Below are 16,441 nucleotides of genomic sequence, written 5' to 3' on the forward strand. Positions count from 1 at the left end.
CTTGGAGAAGAGGGCGACGGGCGGGGTGCCGGGTCAGGCGGCCGGGGCCTTGAGGTCCTCGTAGCGGTGGCAGGCCACGGCGACCCCGTCGTGGTCGGTGAGTTCGGGCCTGCTCGTCCGGCAGACGTCCTGGGCGAACGGGCAGCGCGGGGCGAAGTCGCAGCCCTGCTCGGCACGGACCGGAGGCGCGGCGGCGACCGTGCGCCGTCGCTCCTCCTGGCGGCGGCGCTGGACCACGGGGTCCGGGACCGGGGCCGCGGCGAGCAGCGCCCTGGTGTAGGGGTGGACCGGACGGTCGGCGACCCGGGCGGCCGGGCCGCGTTCGACGACCCGGCCGGCGTACAGCACGACGATGGTGTCGCTGAAGTAGCGCACCACGGACAGGTCGTGCGAGATGAACAGATAGCTCAGGCCGCGGCTCCGCTTGAGCCGGGCCAGCAGGTTGAGCACCTGCGCCTGCACGGAGAGGTCCAGGGCGCTGACCGCCTCGTCGCACACCACGAACTCCGGCTCCATCACCAGCGCCCGGGCGATGGCGATCCGCTGGCGCTGGCCGCCGGAGAAGGCGGCCGGGTAGCGGTGGGCGGCCCCCGGCGGCAGGCCGACGTCGGCCAGTGCCGCCCGTACCCGCTCGCGGACGGCGTCCTCGGGCAGGCCGAGGTTGTACCGCGGCGCCTCGGCGAGGGTGTCGCCCACGGTGTGCGCCGGGTTCATGGAGCCGTACGGGTCCTGGAAGACCACCTGCATACGGCGGGCCAGCAGCCGGCGGTCGGCACGTGTGCCGTGCGTGATGTCGGCGCCGTCGAACGCCACGCGGCCACCCGTCGCCGGGACCAGCCCCAGGACGGCCGAGCCGATGGTCGACTTCCCCGAGCCGGACTCGCCGACCAGGCCGACGGTCTCACCGCGCCGCACCGTCAGATCGACCCCGCGCACCGCGTGGACCGCGCCCGCGCGACGGCCCGGACGATGGTAGGAGACCCTCAGGTCGCACACGTCGAGCAGGGCCGTGCCCGTGCCCGTGTCCGGCAGCGGGGCGGTGCCCCGGGCGTGTTCAGTCATGGACCGCTTCTCCGATCAGCTCGACGGGCCGGATGCACCGCGCCGAGCGCTGCAGGGCCGCCGACCTGGAAATGACGACGGGCTTCTCGCGGCAGGCGTCGGTCACCCGCGGGCACCGGTTCTGGAAGTGGCAGCCCACCGGCCACTCGGGCGGCGGCGGCACCGAGCCCTCGACGGCGGGCAGCGGCTCGCCCGGCACCGCGTGGTGCGGGTCGGAGCCGAGCAGGCCGGCCGTGTAGGGGTGGGCCGGCGCGGTCACCAGCGCGGTGACCTCCGCCTCCTCGACGACCTCGCCGGCGTACATGACCACGGCCCGGTCGCACAGGTCGGCGAGCACACCCCAGTCGTGGGTGATGAGGACGACGGCCGTGCCGGACCTCCGCAGCTCCCGCAGGAGGTCGAGGATCTCCGCCTGCACGGTCACGTCGAGCGCGGTGGTCGGCTCGTCGGCGATGACGAGGGCCGGGTCTCCGGCCAACGCGGCGGCGATGCCGACGCGTTGGGCCATGCCTCCGGACAACTGGTGCGGGTAGCTCGCGGCGACCCGGGCCGGATCGGGCAGCCGTACCATCCGGAGCAGCTCCAGGGCGCGCTGCCCGGCCTCTTTGCGGGTGCAGCCGGTGTGGACGCGGACCGCCTCCGCGACCTGGGCGCCTGCCGTGAACGAGGGGTCCAGGCCGGCGATCGGATCCTGGGAGATCCAACCGATCCGGCGGCCCCGGACCCGACGCAGCGAGGCGGCGTCGGCCTGCGCGAGGTCGTTCCCCTCGAACCGGATGACGCCCGAGGTGATCTCTCCGCCCGCGGGGAGCATCCCGAGCACCGAGGTGGCGGTCACGGTCTTGCCGCAGCCGGTCTCGCCCACGATGCCCAGCACTTCGCCGGCCCGCAGGTCGAAGGAGACGTCCCTGACGACCTCGGTCGGGGTCCCGTCGACGGGTAGGGCGACGGTCAGTCCGCGCACCGACAGCAGGACGTCCTCGGCCGGCTCGGCCACCGTGGTGACGGAGGTCCTCGGTGCGGTCAGGAGGGACCGCCGGGCCGAACGGCGACGGGACGGCGGCTTGTCGGCCGGGGGCGCGTACCGCTCGGCGAGGGTGTCGCGCAGCCCGTCGCTCAGCAGGCCGAGCGCCAGGATGAAGCTGATGATCATGAAGCCGGAGGGGATCAGGAGCCACGGGTCGGTGCCGATGTTCTTGGAGGCCTCGGCGATCGAGCTGCCCCAGCTGGCTTCGTCGGTGCCCAGTCCGAGGAAGCCGAGCCCGGTCTCCAGCAGGACGGCGTAGGCACCGTAGACGGAGGCCTGGACGAGGATCACGCCGGTGACGCGGGGCAGCACGTGCCGGCGGATGACGACCCGGTCCCGGATGCCGCTCGCGACGGCGGCCCGGACGTACAGCTCCTCCTTCACGCCGAGGGTGGCCGAGCGGACGACCCGGGCCAGCAGCGGTGCGCCGAGCAGACCGTTGGCGGCCATGGCGGCGCTCTCGTCGTTCGTGAACACCGAGAGGACCACGAGGAGCACGATGATGACCGGTACGGCGGAGATCAGGTCGGCGCTCTTCAGGACGAGCCGGTCGAACCAGCCGCCCCGGTAGCCCGCGACCATGCCCGCCGGGACACCGAGCGTCAGGTAGACGACCAGCGTGATGAGCACGCCGAGGAGGGTGACCTGCCCGCCGTGCATCAGCCGGCTGAGCACGTCCCGGCCCAGCTCGCCGGTGCCCAGCCAGTGCGCGCCGCTCGGGGGTTCAAGGGCCGCGGTCAGATCCTGCTCGTCGGGGCCGTACGGGGCGATCCAGCCGGCCGAGAGGGTGACGAGAAGGACCAGCAGGAGGTAGGCGGCGGCGACCGCAGCGGCGGGCTTTCGGACGAACCGGGCGACGAAGCCGTGCGGGTGGGCCGCCGGCCGGTGACCCGCACGAGCGCTCTCCGCGAAGTACACGTCCGTGCCCTTCGCGTCCGTGCTCTTCGCGTCCGTGCTCTTCACGTCCGCGGTGTTCATGTCGGTGCTCTTCATGTCCGCACCTTCGGGTCGAGCATCGTGTACACCACTTCGATCAGCAGGTTGACCAGCACCACGGTGACGGTGAAGACGAGGGCCACGCCCTGGACCATGGGGATGTCCTGGGTGGTCGCGGCCGTCACCGCCAGCCCGCCGAGGCCCGGCAGCACGAAGAGGGTCTCGGCGAGCACGGTGCCGCCGAACAGCGTCACCACGACGACACCGAGGACGGTGACGACCGGGGCGGCCGCGTTGCGCAGCACGTGCCGGAAGACCACCGACCGCTCCGGGATGCCACGCGCCCGCAGCACACGGACGTACTCGCGGTTCAGCTGGTTCAGCACGCCGTCCCGGGTCTGCTTCGCCACGGGTGCCGTGGCCGGCACGCCCAGAGTGAGCACCGGGAGCACCAGCGACTCGAACCACCGGGTCGGCGAATCGGTGAAGGGGACGTACCCCGTGGCCGGGAAGACGGGCAGCTGCACCGCGAACGCGGTCATCAGCACCAGGCCGAACCAGAAGTTCGGCACGGCGAGCCCGACCAGCGAGACGCCGTCCACGGCACGCCCCAGCCGGCCGGCCTTGAGCGCGCTCAGGACACCGAGCGCCACGCCCGCGACGGCGGCCACCAGGAGCGCGCCGCCGATGAGCGACAGCGTGACGGCCAGCCGGGAGCTGAGCTGGTCGCTCACGGGCACGCCCGAGGTGATCGAGTCGCCCAGGTCGCCGCGGAGGGCGTGGCTCAGCCAGTCCCAGTAGCGGACCGGCAGCGGATGGTCGAGCCCGAGCTGGGCGTCGACTGCCTTCACCTGGGCGGGGCTCGCGTTCGCGCCCAGGATGGTACGGCCGGGGTCGCCCGGGACCAGGGTGGTCAGGACGAACGTCAGCACGGTCACGCCGAACACCACGGGGACGGCGCCGACGAGCCAGCGGAAGAGGATCCTGTGCACGGCGCCTCCTACCTGGTCGCGTAGAAGGCGAGCGGGCTGGCGAACGGCGCGCCCGCGCTGACCTCGACGCCGCCGGTGCCCGGACGGACGTAGTAGTTGACCGGGGTGAAGGCGACCGGGGCGAACCAGGCGTTCTTCACCAGGTACTCCTGCATCTGCCGGTCAAGGCCGGCGCGGGCGGCGGGCTCGGCGGCGGCCGCCCTGTCGAAGAGGGAAGTGAGTTCGGGCGCGGTGGAGCCGAAGCCGTTGAAGACCTTCGAGCCGGGCATGAACAGGTCCAGGCCCTCCAGGTACATCGGCTCCTCGGTGAACCCGCCGGAGACCGCCGGGTACTTGTGGTTGGTCTGGTTCTCCACGAAGGAGGTGATGCTGGTGACCGCGGTGACCTTCACCTTGATGCCGACCTTCGAGAGTTGGCCGGCGACGGCCTCGGCCATCGTGTCGAACCCGACGAACGTGGCCGCCAGGACCGGGAGTTCGAAGCCGTCCGGGTAACCGGCCTCCTTGAGCAGCTGCTTCGCCTTCGAGGGGTCGTACGCGTAGTGGTCCGCGAGGTCCGCCGAGTAGCCGTCGCCGCCCTTGACGACGGTCTGCACGGTCGGCGTCCCGCTGGAGCCGAGCAGCGCCTTGGTGACGGCGTCACGGTCGATGGCGTAGTTGATCGCCTGGCGCACCCTGACGTCACCGAGCGGCTTGGACACCTCGCCGCCGCGGTCGATCAGGCTGAGGCCCTGGAGGATCACCGGCAGGCCCACGGTGCTCATACCGGCGGACTTCGCGGAGGCGGCGGAGGTGTAGTCGCCCTTGTAGACGTCGATCTGGCCGGTCTTCATGGCGTTGACCGCGGTCTGGCCGTTCTGCACGATCCGGATCACGATCTTCTTGTAGTGCTGCTTGGACTTGTCGTAGTAGTCCGGGCTTGCGGTGTAGGTGTAGTGGTCGCCCGCGACGCTGTCGGAGGGCGAGTAGACGTAGGGACCGGCGCCCTGGCTGGCCTTGGCCGGCGTCAGGTCCGCCGGGTCGGCCAGGCCCTTGGGGCTGATGATCTGGCCGATGCCGTAGGACTGGGTCAGCAGGGTCGGCAGGATCGGGTTCGCCTCGGCCAGCCTGATGGTCAGTCCGAGGTCGCCCGAGGTCTCGATCGTCGCGTCCGTGAGGTAGTGGGCCTGGTTGCCCTGCGCCTTCCTCGCGTACTCAAGCGACGCCTTCACCGCGTCGGCGGTCACGGGTGTGCCGTCGGCGAACGTGACCCCGGAGCGGAGCGTGATGGACAGCTCCTTGTTGCCGGTGCCGACGTATTTCCAGGACTTGGCGAGCGCCGGCTCCACCTTGCCCTCGGGGGAGAGGTAGAAGAGCGATTCGTACGACAGCATCGTGAAGTCGACGAACCCGAGGTCGAGACTGCCCGGGTTGAGCGTGGGCGGTGCCTGCTGCTCGGCGACGGTCAGGGTGTCGCCGGCCACCTTCGTGCCGCTGGTGGAGCCACCACCGGCGGCGGTGCCGCCGGTGCCTCCGCCGCACGCGGCGAGCGTGAGGGTGAGGGCGGTGCAGAGGGCGGCGAGGCTGCCTCCCGCGCGGACGGACCGGTGGCCTCTCGGCGCGGTGGGTCGGGGTGCGGCATCGTGGGACGTCATTGTCTCTCCTTGCTGGGGCCGGGCGGGCATGGCCGCGGGCTCGGGGCGGGGCGCGGACAGTGGCCGGCCCGCTCCGGTGGTCGGCTCCGTGCGCCTCTGCGGAGGCGCAACGGCCATGAAGGTCAGGGGCGTCGGTGGCCTGGAGGCGTGTTCCGGACCCGGACCGCGGGAGCCGCGGATGCCGGTGGCGTCCTGTGGGGGCGTCCGCCTGCGCCTGTGCTGCGGGAGTGGGCGAGTCGGCCGACGGGCCGAAGGGGGAGTGGTCGCGTCGCGTGGGACCGCCGCGCGGCCACGGCCGGGGGCCGTGTGGGGCGGGCGGTGACTGATGAGCGGCGTCGAACCGGAGGTGCTCCCGCTGCTCGCGAGGGTGGTGCTCAGGGGTACTGCCGCACCGGGGGCTGGCCGGTGGACCGGGACGGGGGCGCCCCGGTGCTGTAACCCTGCTGAAACGGTGCGGCGGTGTCTACGGGTCGTACAAGACCAAATGGGTCAGGGAACTGAAAGATAAGCATGCGGGCCGCGTGGTGTACAGCGCCGGTGCCGTGCCGTGCGCGGCCCGCCGGGCCGGAGCCGAAGCCGCCTCAGCCCAGGAGGCCCTGCAGCGAGTCGGCGGTCGCCCGGACGAGATCGGTCCAGCCCAGGAGCGTCTCGCGGGACTCCAGGTAGGTGATGGCCGAGACGCTGACGCCGCCGATGACGGCCCCCTTGGCGTCCCGGACCGGCGCGCCGACGCAGTGCACGCCGATCTCGTTCTCCTCCTGGTCGAGGGCGAAACCCTGCTCGCGTACCCGCGCGAGCTCGGTGCGCAGGGCGCCGAACTCGGTTATGGTGTGCTCGGTCCGGGCCGGCAGCCCCACCCGCTCCAGCAGCGCGGCGAGTTCGTCGTCACCCAGGCCGGACAGGATGCACTTGCCGATCGAGGTGGCATGCAGCGGCAGTTGCATGCCCACACGGGACGCCGTCTGCACCGGCTTGGGGCTGGCGACCTTGATCAGGCAGGTCGCGGCGTCCCCGGTGCGCACCCCGAGGTGCACGGTGGTCCCGACCCGTCTGCCGAGAACCTCCAGTTCGGCGCGCATCACCTGGTCCTCCTCGCAGCCCTGGGTGACCCGGGCGGCAAGAGCCCGCAGCCGGGGGCCGGGGCCGTAGCCGCCGGTGCCGTCCGAGGCGAGGAAGGACGTCGCCACCAGGTTGTTGAGGATGCGGTGCGCGCTGGCCTTGGGCACTCCGGCGGCCGCCGCGACGTCGCCGAGCCGGTGCGGGTAGCCGGGTGCCACGGCGGCTTCCAGCAGGTTGAGCGCCTTGTCGGTGGCGTTCCCCGCGAGCGAGCTGCGGCCCCCGCGACCGCTCGCCTGTGGGTCCTGCGAAGTTTCGATCCCGGCCATTGACAGGCTCCCGTCGCACGGTTTCACTGATGAGCGTTCCACTAGAGGATACGTCATTCCACGTAGCGGAACATCGCCCCGGAGTGGCGAGGCCGGAGGGCTGCCGGCGCTCGCCCCGGAGGATCCCGGGCTTCTCTGCGAGACCCACTGAGAGGACAGCACACCGTGGCTGAGAAGGTCCACCAGGTACGCACCACCCCGGAACAGATGGCAGAGATCGAACAGCAGTGGATCGACGAGGTCCGCGAGGACCAGGAGCTCACCGCCTTCGGCCTCTACCCCCAGCCCTCGCGCGGCGGCGCGGACGCCCAGGGCAGCTACCAGCTCTACCTTCCCCCGCAGTACGAGACGGACCCGGAACGGCGCTTCCCCGTCGTCTACTGGCTGCACGGCGGGTTCGGCAACGCCCGTCAGGGTTCGGCGATGGTTGCGCGGATCGACAAGGCGATCCGGAACGAGGCCATGCCGCCGACGATCGTCGTGGTCCCGCAGATCCTGCCGATCGGCTGGTACGTCGACTCCAAGGACGGCGCCCGCCCGCTCGCCCAGATCACCGCCTTCGACCTGGTCCGGCACATGGACTCCGCCTACCGCACGATCCCCGAGGCCGCCGCCCGCACCGTCGAGGGCTTCTCCATGGGCGGCTTCGGCGCCCTGCACCTCGGCCTGAAGTACCCGAAGGTCTTCGGCAAGGTGTCCGCGGTCGCCCCCGCGATCCTGCGCGACCTCAAGGACGAGCCCGAGGACCGGGTCAACAACACCTACTTCGGCGACCAGGAGTACTACGACCTCTGCCACCCCTGGAGCCTGGTCCTCGCCAACGCCCCCGAACTCCGCCGCACCAGCCAGGTCCGGCTGCTCTCCGGCCGGCTCGACACCCGCCTCGCACCGACCATCCGTGACCTGGACCTCCGCTTCACCGAACTCGACGTCCCGCACGACTTCTTCGAGTTCCCCGACGCCGACCACGAGTACGCCGACATCATGGACGGCTACGGCGACAAGTACTACGCCTGGTGGCGCACCGCCTGACGGCACGTCACGGCACCGCACCGCGTACGGGCGTGGGCGGCCGGTCCGGTTCCCGGGGCCCGACCACGCCCGGCGGAGCCGCGGCCGCCGCCCGGCACCCGCGCCCGCGTCCCGCCCGACGGCGCGCGGAACGACGTACCGCCGCTCCCGGGCGACAACCGCGACGCGACCGGAGGAGACCGTGACCGAGCCGGTCGCCGAGGAGTACGCACGCGAGGCGGGCGGCAGTCCCCGGGCCTCGCGGCTGAACTCCTGACGTGGTCCCGGCGACGGCCGACGCCGCCGCGAGCGCGTGGCACACCGTCGCCCGCGCCGGCTTCGCGCGCGCCGGGCGCTCGGGTGCGTTCCACAGCCCCGAGGCCCGTCGCTCGACTCCCCGCACGCGCCGGACCGGTCGCGGACCGAGGGGACCGGCACTCCTCGGCGCGTTCGGCCCCGTACCCGGCCCCGCCGACTTCGCGGCGGCCGAACCCGGCGGCCCGGATCCGCTCGCCCGGCCCACGACCCGCACCCACCGGCCGGACGTCCTCGAGACCGGTCACGGCCGCGCCCCGATCTCCCGCCGACTCCGCCCGGTGCGGACCACCACCTGGTGACCTCCACCCCTTCGTTTCTCGTGTCGAAAGGCAGCAAGACCGTGCGTCTGACCCCGCTGACCAGCCTCACCCCCGAGCAGACCGAGCTCCTCGAAACCATCGTCGGACCCGGAGGCGAAGAACCCCCGCCGCCCTTCCTCGTCTGGGCACGCAACATGGAACTCGCCCACTGGGTGGAGAACCTGGGCCGCTACTGCCGTAACGAGTCGCGTTTCCCGCAGCGGCTGCGCGAGCTGAGCGTGCTGATCGCGGGCCGCCACTTCGACAGCCAGTCCGCCTGGAACGCCCACATCCGGCAGGCGGTCGCGGAGGGCATCCCGGCCGAATGTCTGGAACGACTGGCGCGCGGCGAGGACCCGCAATTCAAGGCCGAGGACGAACGCGTCTTCCACGCCTTCGCGCACGAGATGCTCTACGACCACTTCGTCAGCGACGAGACCTACGCGCAGGCGCTCGCGCTCTTCGGGGAGGAGGGGGTGCTGGACCTGATCGGCTGCATCGGCAGCTTCTCCATGTCCGCGATGATGCTCAACATCTTCCAGGTCCCGCTGCGCCCGCATCTGCCCCGCCCGTTCGCCGACGTGGACGGCTTCCGCAAGGTCACCGGGGGCGAGGCCTGATGCGTTCGCCGCTGCAGCTGCTGGACGGACTGCTCGACGGACCGCTCGACGAGAAGGGCACGGAGAGCGTGGCGCACCGCCTGGTCCTCGGCGGCCCCTTCGGCGCCGAGCCGGCCGACGTCTCCGCCGCGCGTCTCGCCCACTTCGCCGACGCCGGCGGGCTGCTGGTCGAGACCTCCCACAGCTACGCCAAGGGGCAGGCCGAGGAGGCGATCGGCCCCTGGCTGCGCAGAAACCCCGGCACGCTCGGCGTGGCGACCAAGGTCGGCCACGACGTCACCGGCGCGGACATCCCCCTCACCCGGCACACCGTCCACGGCCATGTACGGGCCGCGCTGCGCAGTCTCGGCCTGGAGACCATCGACGTCCTCCTCTACCACTGCGACGACCTCGACCGGCCCGTCGCCGAACTTGCCGACACCCTGGTGAGCCTCGTCGAGGCCGGATACGTCCGCCGCGTCGGCGCCTCCAACTGGCAGGCGCAGCGCCTGTCCGCGCTGGCGACCGAACTCGCCGGGCGCGGCCACACACCGGTGGCCAGCTACCAGTTCGGCCTCGCCGAACCCGACCCGGCCCTGCTCGGCGGCAGCCTGCACGCGGACACCGCCGTCCTCGACGTCGTCCGCGCACACCGGCTGCCGCTGTTCGCCTGGTCCGCGCAGGCCCGTGGCTACTTCGCGCGCACCGAGCCGCGCGAGGTCAACGGCAGGCCGGACCCGTTCGACACCGAGGACAACCGTGCCCGACGGCGGCGCTGCCGGGAGCTCGCCGGGCACCTGGGCACCCGGCCCGAGACGGTGGCCCTGGCCTGGTCCCTTCGGCAGGCGCAGGTATGGCCGTCCATCGGCCCGAGGACCACGGACCAGGTCGACCGCTCGCTGGCGGCCCGCCGGGTTTGCCTGACCGACGACCAGGTCCGCTGGCTGCGGCACGGCAGGTGACGCCCACCGCCCGCCGGACGGACTCTCCGCGCGTCGGCCGCCGTATCTCCCCGAGAGCGGCGGTCTGCGTGGTGTCCGTCGCCGCCAACTTCATGGCGATCATGGACACCACGACCGTCAACGTGGCCCTTCCGGCCCTCGGCCGCGACTTCGCCGTGGACAGTTCGGGTCTGAGCTCGGTGAACGTGGGCTACCTCGCTGCCATGGCGGTCTGCATCCCGGTCTCCGGCTGGCTCACGCACCGCTACGGCACCCGGCGCACCGGACTGGCCGCACTGCTGCTGTTCACCGTCGCCTCGGGCCTGTGCGCCACGGCCGGCTCCCTCGGGGCGCTCACCGGCTACCGCGTCCTGCAGGGCGTCGGCGGCGGCCTGCTCGGCCCTGTCGGCATGACGATGATGCTGCGCGCCTTCCCCGTCGCGGAGCGGCTGCGCGTCCAGCGGTACGTCATGCTGCCGACCGCCGTCGCCCCGGCCATGGGCCCGGTGCTGGGCGGCTGGCTGGTGGACACCGCCTCCTGGCACTGGGTCTTCCTCGTCAACGTCCCCGTCGGCATGCTCGCCCTGCTGTTCGGCCTGTGGGCCCTGCCCGACTTCCCCGGCCCGGGCGCGCCCCGCTTCGACCTGCTGGGCTTCGTGCTCACCGGCGGCGGCCTCGCCGCGCTCCTGTACGCCCTGACCAGGGCCCCGGACCGGGGCTGGGGCAGCGGGTACGTCCTCGTCCCGCTGGCGGGCGGTGCCGTGCTGCTGGCGCTGACGGTGCCGTGGCAACTGCGCGCCCAACACCCCGTGATCGACCTGCGGATCCTCGGCGACCAGCTCTTCCGCACCACCCAGCTGTCCCTGCTCCCGATGGGCGCCGCCTTCCTGGGCGTCCTCTACCTCTACCCGCAGTTCCTGCAGACCGGCCTCGGCTACGACGCCCTCCACTCCGGCCTCGCCACCTTCCCCGAGGCCCTCGGCATGCTGACGGCCGCCCAGCTGGCCCCTCTGCTGCACGACCGGGTCGGCCCGAGCCGTCTCATGGCGGCCGGCGGCACCGCGGCCACGGGCGTCATCGTCTTCCTGGCGACCGAGGCGGGCACCCTGCCCTCCGCCGTGCTCTACCCGTCCATGTACCTGCTCGGCTGCTCGGTGGGGCTCCTGTTCGCCAACGGCCAGAACGCGGCCTTCGTCACCGTGCCGGCCGCCCGGACCGCCGACGCCACGACGCTCCTCACCATGCAGCGGCAGATCGCCGGAGCCTGCGGGGTGGCCCTGGCGGCCACCCTGGCCGACGGCGGCTTCCGCACCGGACTCCTCGCCATGGCGGCTGTCAGCGGGTGCGCGGCGCTGCTCGCCCTGCGGGTCAGCGACCGCCGGGTCAGGGACGGCTATCGCGCCGACGCCGCCGGGGACGCACCGGAGGAGTCGGCGCAGCCGGGCCACGCGCCGGAGCGGTGACGGCCGCCCGCATGCGCGGCGTCCTTTTATGTGTGCCTTACCCGATTCGTTCCGCCGGGTCAAGTCACGATCCCTCGGAACGTGACCGTGCGAGGTCCGTCGGGCCTACTTGAAGTGCGGGCCTCACCGGAAAAGAAATCCGGAACACACATGAGGCAGAACGGTGGGACTCGAATTCGCACCGGAATTTCAGGGGCAGACAGAAAGCCCCGTGTATCGACAGGAGAGAATCCATGAACCGTATTTTCCGTACCAGCGGCAAGAACAGTTCCGGGCGTCGGCGCTTCGGTCTGGCGGCGCTCGCGGCCTCGGCCGCGGTGGTCGTCGGGGGAGTGGTCCTGCCGGCGTCGGCCGCGATGGCCGCACCGATGCCCGCCGCGCCTGTCGTGAGCTTCGTCCAGGGTGGCGGCGCCGGCGGCGACGGAGGCGCGGGAGGCGGCGGCCTCATCGGTGGCGGCGGGGGCTCCGGCGGCTCCGGCGGCGGCAGCGTACTCGGCGTCGGCGGCGACGGGGGCAGGGGCGGCAACGGCGGCGACGGGATCCTGTCCGGCGGCGGTGGGGGCGGCGGGGGTGGGGGCGGCGACGGTGTCGTAGGCGGCAACGGCGGCTCCGGCGGCAACGGCGGGACCGGCCTGTTCGGCGGCAGCGCCGGCTCCGGAGGCTCCGGCGGCGACGGGATCCTCAAGGGCGGCAACGGAGGCAAGGGCGGCAACGGAGGCTTCGGGATCTTCCAGGGCGGCTCCGGCGGCAAGGGCGGCGCGGGCGGGCTCGGCGTTCTCTTCGGCGGCCTGGGCGGTGCCGGTGGCGCCGGCGGCGGCAGCATCTTCTGACCGTGTCGCCCGGTGGGGGCGGAGACCGTACGGCCTCCGCCCCCACCGTCACCGGCCCCCAGATCTGATCAAGGAATACGGAGAACCCTCATGTCCACAACTCGCTGGCAGCGTCCGTTCGTCCTGGCGGTGGCCTCGCTGGCCCTCGCCGCCGGCACCGCGTGCGCCGCCCAGGCGGCGCCGGGTGTCACCCCGGGCGCCGGCCGCACGGCATCGGCCGCCTCGTCCCACTGCGGCCAGGGCGGGGAAGGCGGCAAGGGCGGTGCGCCCGGCCGGCCGGGAGAGCCCGGCAAGCCCGGCCGCCCCGGCTGCCTCACCTTCGGCGACCTGCCCGACAAGCCGAAGTCGGACCTCACGGGCCTGGACAGGGCACGGATCGTCCTGACCGTGGAGACCGGGAAGGCGAAGAAGGCCGACGTCATCAAGAAGTACAAGATCTCCGAGAAGGAGTTCGACACCTGGGACAGGCAGCTCCGGGACGGGGACTGGGCCGCGCTGCTGGGCCTGGATTCGCTCTTCGGCTCCTGAGCGGATTCCCCGGCGCCCCGGCCCGGCGCGGGCCGGGGCGTCCCAGTCGATTCCGCGGCGGAATCCGCCGTACGGAAAACAATTTCCCTGGAAGTTCCCCTGGAAATTCTCCTGGAAGTGAGGAATGCCATGCGTATGCGTTCTTGGAAGGCCCGTCTCGGACTCACGGCCTCGGCCGTCCTCGCCGCCGGTGTCGCGGTCGGCGCGCTGGCACCGGCCGCGACGGCGGCACCGGCACCGCAGAGCCGTACGGCTGTCACGGCCGCGCGGCAGCTTCCCGCCGACAGCGCAGGGCCGGGCGCCGGCCACATCCGGTTCGGCACGGTCAGCGCCGGCAACGGCAGCGTGCGGATCGGCGACCGGGTCTGCGCGGGCAACTGCAACGGCACCGTCAACGGGAGCAACGGCAGCCCGGGCGGGGGGATCTGTGCCGGACTGTGCAACGGCAGCGCCAACGGCGCCACCGGCACGGCGGGCGCCCCCGGACGCCAGGGCGGCACCGGTGGCACGGGCGGGATCTGCGCGGGGATCTGTGGCGGCAGCGCCAACGGCGGCACGGGCGGCACGGGCGGCACGGGCGGAGCCGCGGCGGGCACCGGCGACGGCGGCCGGGGCGGCACGGGCGGCACCGGCGGGATCTGCCTGGGACTCGGCTGCGCGACCGGCGGCCGGGGCGGCACGGGTGGCGACGGAGGCATCGGTTGACCACCGCGGACGAGGTGATGGCCGGCCTGTTCACCGCGGAGCTGCCGACCACCGTGCGGTCCACGGCCGGCTCTTCAACTGACCCGCGGTTCAGCGGAGTCGGCCTCGCCAACTGACCCGCCGTTCAACAACCGGCCATGGTTCGGCGAAGCCGGGTAGAGATTGCGTCATAGTCCAAGCCCGAACTTGAATTGGTCTGGACAACCCTGTCACTCTCCTCGCGTGTGGATCCGACTCCTCCGTCTGAGAGCTCGTCTGCTCCGAATCCTGGTCCCCGCGGCGATCGGCGTCTCGGCCGTCGTCGGAGCCGGCGTCATCGCCACCGGTCGGCCCGCCGCGGCCATGGGCGCACCCGCCGCCGACCGCTACGTGGGCATCGCCTCGGTCCCGCGGGCCGTAGCACCCGCCATCGGACCGGACGCCGCTACCGGCACCTATACCGAGAACTGCGGCCGCAACCTCGACGCCCACCGCAACGCCGACAACCTCGTGGCCTCGCCGGGTGTCACGGGCTCCGCCCACCACATCCACGACTACGTGGGCAACGTGTCGACCAACGCCATGTCCAGCAACGCCGAACTCGCCGCGGCCCGCACCACCTGCCTCGACGGCGACCGTTCCACGTACTACTGGCCCGTGCTGCGCCGGCTCGACCGCATGGGCACCGACATGCACGCGGTGGGCGGCGGCCTGGACGACAACACGGGCCGGATCCTGACGCCGTCCTCGGTCGTGATCGAGTACCGCGGCAACCCGGTGAGCAAGGTCGTCGCCATGCCCCGGTTCCTGCGCCTGGTCACCGGCGACCCGGTCGCGCTCTACACGGGCGGCGCCAACGTCCGTGCACAGTGGGGCTGTTCGGGCTACCAGGACCGCTTCACCACCAGGTACGCGGTGTGTCCCGAGGGCAGCGGACCGACCCGCACCCTGGACTTCCCCAGCTGCTGGGACGGCCTGTCCACCGACAGCCCCGACCACCGTACCCACGCCGTGTTCCCGACGGCCGACGGAGTCTGCCCGCACGCCACCTTCGCCATCCCGCAGTTGCGCGTCACGCTCACCTATGCGGTGCCGGCCGGAGTCCGCTACGCCGTCGACTCCTTCCCGGAGGAGAAACGCGACCCGAGCACCGACCACGGCATGTTCATCGACGTCATGACCGACCGTCAGATGGCCACGCTGGTCAACTGCCTCAACCAGGGCAGGCACTGCCGGGCGGCATGACCTGCGCCGACGACGTCCGTCGAGAAAGTCCGCACCAGATCGAACCGGCCCCGGTCGCCATCCGTTTATGACGCGTCAGCCCAGGAGAGGACGGGAGAAAATGGATGGCGGCGCTGTGGTCCCGCGCGCGGGGCAAGCAGAGAACGAGCGACGAAGTGCTCATCCGGTCCTTGTACGAGGAGCACGGCAGAGCCCTTCTCGCCTACGCCCAGCGGCTCACGAGCGACCACGCCGCCGCTGAGGACGTGGTCCAGGAGACCCTGATCCGCGCCTGGAAGAACCAGGAGTCGCTGCTCAACGGCAAGGGCTCGGTGCGCGGCTGGCTGCTGACGGTGGCCCGGAACATCATCACCGACCGGTACCGCGCCAAGGCCGTGCGGCCGACCGAGGTCGCCGAGTCGGTGGCCACCACCCCGGTGGAGAAGGACCACGCGGACGGCGTGGTGGACTCGATGCTCGTGATGGAGGCCCTCGACCGGCTCTCCCCGGACCACCGGGACGTGCTCAACGAGATCTACTTCCAGGGCCGCAGCGTCGCCGAGGCCGCCGAGTCTCTCGGAATACCTCCCGGCACCGTCAAGTCCCGATCACACTATGCCCTGAGACAACTGAGGGACCTGTACAAGGAACAGCCCACGACGGCCAAGCTCGTCGCGCTGAAGGAGGTGGCGGCATGAGCACCAAGGAACACGAGAGCGCGTTGCTCGGCGCCTACGTCCTCGGCACGCTCGATGAGCAGGAGGTGCGCGCCGTCGACGAGCACGTCGGATCGTGCGACCGATGCCGCGAAGAACTGGACGGATTGCGGGAGATGGAGTCGGCACTCGGCGAAGTGCCGCCCGAGGCGTTCCTCGACGGTCCGCCGGAGGGCGGCGATCTGCTGCTCCAGCGCACGCTGCGGCAGGCACGCGGCGAACGTGACGGCGAGGTCCGCAGGCGTGGCACCGTCCTGGCCGCGGTGGCCGCGGTCGCGGCGGCGGCCGTCCTCGGCGGCGGGGTGCTGATCGGCAAGAGCATGGGCGGCACCACCGGCGAGGTCGCGGACCCCCCGCGGTCCTCGGTCTCGGCACCCGCCACCCTCCCCCCGGCCGGCACCAGGGTCGCCTCGGGCACCAGCACCGTGACCGGCAGCCGGATGACGCTCCGGGTGACCCCGGCCGCCTCCTGGGTCAGGGTGAACGCCTCGGTGGCCGGCATCCCGGTGGGCGAGCACTGCCGCCTCGTCGTGGTGAGCAAGGACGGCCGCCGGGAGATCGCGGGCAGCTGGGTCGTCGCCGACAAGGACAAGGGCGCCAACCTCGACGGCTCGGCGGACATCCCGATCGACGACGTCGCGAAGATCCTGGTCGAGAACGAACAGGGCAAGGAGTACGTGTCCCTGAAGGTCTGACCCCGCACCCCTCCGGCATCAGCTGACCACCGGGCGGTACGGCCACGCGCCCACCTCGCGCGGCCGTACCGCCCGCGTCTCTCCTTCCGGGGGGGAA

The 16,441-nt window shown here is 72.4% G+C and carries 16 protein-coding genes; 11 read left to right on the top strand and 5 right to left on the bottom strand.

Translation table 11 applies throughout. From position 1 onward, the window contains the following. Positions 1–33: 33 nt before the first annotated feature. The 5 genes from ACGF5O_RS37640 to ACGF5O_RS37660 form a co-directional block, all read right to left on the bottom strand. A complete protein-coding gene (locus ACGF5O_RS37640; protein ID WP_393814416.1) occupies positions 34–1,062 on the bottom strand; it encodes an oligopeptide/dipeptide ABC transporter ATP-binding protein in 1,029 nt (342 codons plus the stop codon). After that, the gene (locus ACGF5O_RS37645) at positions 1,055–3,082 is read right to left on the bottom strand and encodes a dipeptide/oligopeptide/nickel ABC transporter permease/ATP-binding protein (RefSeq protein WP_393814417.1); all 2,028 of its coding nucleotides are present in this window, start codon (positions 3,080–3,082) and stop codon (positions 1,055–1,057) included. The genes ACGF5O_RS37640 and ACGF5O_RS37645 overlap by 8 nt, the downstream gene beginning before the upstream one ends. After that, entirely contained in the window at positions 3,079–4,017 is a 939-nt protein-coding gene (locus tag ACGF5O_RS37650) for an ABC transporter permease (protein ID WP_393814418.1), read from the bottom strand. The genes ACGF5O_RS37645 and ACGF5O_RS37650 overlap by 4 nt, the downstream gene beginning before the upstream one ends. A gap of 8 nt (positions 4,018–4,025) precedes the next feature. Beyond that, positions 4,026–5,651: an ABC transporter substrate-binding protein gene (locus ACGF5O_RS37655; RefSeq protein ID WP_393814419.1), complete on the bottom strand. Its 1,626-nt coding sequence runs from the start codon at positions 5,649–5,651 to the stop codon at positions 4,026–4,028. Positions 5,652–6,232: 581 nt separating this feature from the next. After that, positions 6,233–7,036 carry an IclR family transcriptional regulator gene (locus tag ACGF5O_RS37660; RefSeq protein WP_393814420.1) on the bottom strand — a complete coding sequence of 268 codons (804 nt, stop codon included), beginning with the start codon at positions 7,034–7,036 and terminating at the stop codon, positions 6,233–6,235. 165 nt (positions 7,037–7,201) lie between these two features. Here ACGF5O_RS37660 and ACGF5O_RS37665 point away from each other — a divergent pair, with 165 nt between their 5' ends. The 11 genes from ACGF5O_RS37665 to ACGF5O_RS37715 all read left to right on the top strand — a co-directional run bounded on the left by ACGF5O_RS37665 (position 7,202) and on the right by ACGF5O_RS37715 (position 16,344). Then, positions 7,202–8,068, top strand: a complete 867-nt coding sequence (locus ACGF5O_RS37665) for an alpha/beta hydrolase (RefSeq protein ID WP_393814421.1) — start codon at positions 7,202–7,204, stop codon at positions 8,066–8,068. 257 nt (positions 8,069–8,325) lie between these two features. Further along, a complete protein-coding gene (locus ACGF5O_RS37670) occupies positions 8,326–8,664 on the top strand; it encodes a hypothetical protein (protein WP_393814422.1) in 339 nt (112 codons plus the stop codon). Continuing rightward, complete coding sequence (locus tag ACGF5O_RS37675) at positions 8,661–9,284, top strand: carboxymuconolactone decarboxylase family protein (RefSeq protein ID WP_393814423.1); 624 nt, start codon at positions 8,661–8,663, stop codon at positions 9,282–9,284. The genes ACGF5O_RS37670 and ACGF5O_RS37675 overlap by 4 nt, the downstream gene beginning before the upstream one ends. Beyond that, positions 9,284–10,225 (top strand): aldo/keto reductase, encoded by a 942-nt coding sequence (locus ACGF5O_RS37680; protein ID WP_393814424.1) that lies wholly within the window; start codon positions 9,284–9,286, stop codon positions 10,223–10,225. Before ACGF5O_RS37675 ends, ACGF5O_RS37680 begins: the two co-directional genes overlap by 1 nt. After that, a complete protein-coding gene (locus ACGF5O_RS37685) occupies positions 10,222–11,667 on the top strand; it encodes a DHA2 family efflux MFS transporter permease subunit (protein ID WP_393814425.1) in 1,446 nt (481 codons plus the stop codon). The genes ACGF5O_RS37680 and ACGF5O_RS37685 overlap by 4 nt, the downstream gene beginning before the upstream one ends. 233 nt (positions 11,668–11,900) lie before the next feature. Further along, positions 11,901–12,497: a hypothetical protein gene (locus ACGF5O_RS37690; RefSeq protein ID WP_393814426.1), complete on the top strand. Its 597-nt coding sequence runs from the start codon at positions 11,901–11,903 to the stop codon at positions 12,495–12,497. 90 nt (positions 12,498–12,587) lie between these two features. Further along, positions 12,588–13,025 carry a DUF1153 domain-containing protein gene (locus ACGF5O_RS37695; RefSeq protein WP_393814427.1) on the top strand — a complete coding sequence of 146 codons (438 nt, stop codon included), beginning with the start codon at positions 12,588–12,590 and terminating at the stop codon, positions 13,023–13,025. 129 nt (positions 13,026–13,154) lie between these two features. Next, a complete protein-coding gene (locus ACGF5O_RS37700) occupies positions 13,155–13,730 on the top strand; it encodes a hypothetical protein (RefSeq protein WP_393814428.1) in 576 nt (191 codons plus the stop codon). A gap of 222 nt (positions 13,731–13,952) precedes the next feature. After that, positions 13,953–14,954, top strand: coding sequence for a DUF1996 domain-containing protein (locus ACGF5O_RS37705; protein ID WP_393814429.1), 1,002 nt, complete (start codon positions 13,953–13,955; stop codon positions 14,952–14,954). Positions 14,955–15,058: 104 nt separating this feature from the next. Continuing rightward, complete coding sequence (locus ACGF5O_RS37710) at positions 15,059–15,631, top strand: sigma-70 family RNA polymerase sigma factor (protein ID WP_393814430.1); 573 nt, start codon at positions 15,059–15,061, stop codon at positions 15,629–15,631. Continuing rightward, entirely contained in the window at positions 15,628–16,344 is a 717-nt protein-coding gene (locus tag ACGF5O_RS37715) for a zf-HC2 domain-containing protein (protein ID WP_393814431.1), read from the top strand. The genes ACGF5O_RS37710 and ACGF5O_RS37715 overlap by 4 nt, the downstream gene beginning before the upstream one ends. Positions 16,345–16,441 lie beyond the last annotated feature (97 nt).

The sequence above is a fragment of the Streptomyces sp. NPDC048291 genome (assembly GCF_043201715.1).
Lineage (GTDB): Bacteria > Actinomycetota > Actinomycetes > Streptomycetales > Streptomycetaceae > Streptomyces.

Excerpts from the sequence above, each read along its gene's own strand:
- ACGF5O_RS37640 (WP_393814416.1), bottom strand. The coding sequence starts at position 1,062 with ATGACTGAACACGCCCGGGGCACCGCCCCGCTGCCGGACACGGGCACG.
- ACGF5O_RS37645 (WP_393814417.1), bottom strand. The coding sequence starts at position 3,082 with ATGAAGAGCACCGACATGAACACCGCGGACGTGAAGAGCACGGACGCG.
- ACGF5O_RS37655 (WP_393814419.1), bottom strand. The coding sequence starts at position 5,651 with ATGACGTCCCACGATGCCGCACCCCGACCCACCGCGCCGAGAGGCCAC.
- ACGF5O_RS37660 (WP_393814420.1), bottom strand. The coding sequence starts at position 7,036 with ATGGCCGGGATCGAAACTTCGCAGGACCCACAGGCGAGCGGTCGCGGG.
- ACGF5O_RS37680 (WP_393814424.1), top strand. The coding sequence starts at position 9,284 with ATGCGTTCGCCGCTGCAGCTGCTGGACGGACTGCTCGACGGACCGCTC.
- ACGF5O_RS37690 (WP_393814426.1), top strand. The coding sequence starts at position 11,901 with ATGAACCGTATTTTCCGTACCAGCGGCAAGAACAGTTCCGGGCGTCGG.
- ACGF5O_RS37695 (WP_393814427.1), top strand. The coding sequence starts at position 12,588 with ATGTCCACAACTCGCTGGCAGCGTCCGTTCGTCCTGGCGGTGGCCTCG.
- ACGF5O_RS37700 (WP_393814428.1), top strand. The coding sequence starts at position 13,155 with ATGCGTATGCGTTCTTGGAAGGCCCGTCTCGGACTCACGGCCTCGGCC.
- ACGF5O_RS37710 (WP_393814430.1), top strand. The coding sequence starts at position 15,059 with ATGGCGGCGCTGTGGTCCCGCGCGCGGGGCAAGCAGAGAACGAGCGAC.
- ACGF5O_RS37715 (WP_393814431.1), top strand. The coding sequence starts at position 15,628 with ATGAGCACCAAGGAACACGAGAGCGCGTTGCTCGGCGCCTACGTCCTC.